Source organism: Petrocella sp. FN5 (assembly GCF_029210395.1).
Classification (GTDB): Bacteria; Bacillota; Clostridia; order Lachnospirales; family Vallitaleaceae; genus Petrocella.
In genome coordinates this window covers 1-1,279 of record NZ_JARGDP010000186.1, presented here as the reverse complement: position 1 = coordinate 1,279, position 1,279 = coordinate 1, and the positions used below count along the sequence as shown (strand labels likewise).

Genomic DNA, 1,279 nt, shown 5'->3' with positions numbered 1-1,279 from the left:
CTTGGGAACATCATAAGTCGGTACAATCGTAATTGCCTTTTTAGACCAGTGGGTATAGGTAGGCGTATAGGCAACTTCAATGATTTCCGGTTGTTGGTCGTCCACTTGCTCAACAATGACTTCAAAGATTAACCCAATATCCTTATGAGGGCCCTTACCATCCACATTCCGTTGTGAAGAAATAAAGTTGCCCAACGAATAAATAACAACCCCAACTCTTGTACTACCATCTTCATCAACCATCTCCTTCAAGGCGACTGGTTGCAACACATGGGGGTGACCACCTAATATAATGTCCGCACCAGCTTCAAAAAGCCGATTCACAATAGGCTTTTGATAATTCTGATCCGGGAAGGCCTTATATTCATTGCCATAATGAAGCATCACCACCACAAGACCCTTCGTGGTTTTCTTAGCAAAAGATACTTTCTCAAGCATTTCATTAACATATTTTTCATCGTACATATTCAGATGATTCACCATATAATCTTCATCTTCTTTAAGTGTAAAGCCATTCATGCCATAGGTATAGCTGATCATGGCAAATTCAATACCATCTATATCAACTGTCTTAATGGCACCTGCCTCTTCCTGTGTCCTGAAGGTGCCTATATGCTCTAGCTTATTTTGCTCTAATACTTCTAGCGTTCTAAGTAACCCTTTTGTACCTGTATCAAGAGAGTGGTTATTTGCCGTTGACACCAAATCAAAGCCGGCGTCTTTTATATTTTGTGCTAAAACATCCGGGCTATTAAAGGTTGGATAGCCACTATAACCTCTAAACACAGTTTTTTCGTTGTTGACTCTTTGAGTACCTACGCCACCAAAAGTTGTCTCAAGGTTACCTACTGCATAATCTCCTTCTTGAATAATCGGTGCAACATATCGAAATGAATCTGAAAAATCAAAATCAACACCATTATATCCGCGTCTCAACTGATAAACATGCATCATAATATCTCCAACCGATAAAAGTGATACTCTTTTGGTTTCACTAATTACTTCTATTTGAATTTCATCTTGTTGAATTGCTTCTTGACTCGCATTTACAGGAACTTCTTCTGAATTGGTACTTGCCTGATTAATCGGTTCTTTTGGCTCCACTACTTTACGATTACCCATAATACAACTCGAAAGAATAACCAGTACCATAAGCCATAAAGTCAAAATTCTAATAAGTCTCATGTCATCTCCTTAAAATGTATTCTTTAACCCTACTTATATTTTTTATGAAAAAATATCTTTTGTCAAGCATTTGAACTATTTATGTAGCAAACCT

The 1,279-nt window shown here is 37.7% G+C and carries 1 protein-coding gene; it reads right to left on the bottom strand.

The window, feature by feature from the left end:
* On the bottom strand, positions 1-1,185 hold a 1,185-nt coding region (locus P0N36_RS15370; protein ID WP_275843771.1), incomplete at its 3' end, for a CapA family protein.
* Between the last annotated feature and the right edge of the window lie 94 nt (positions 1,186-1,279).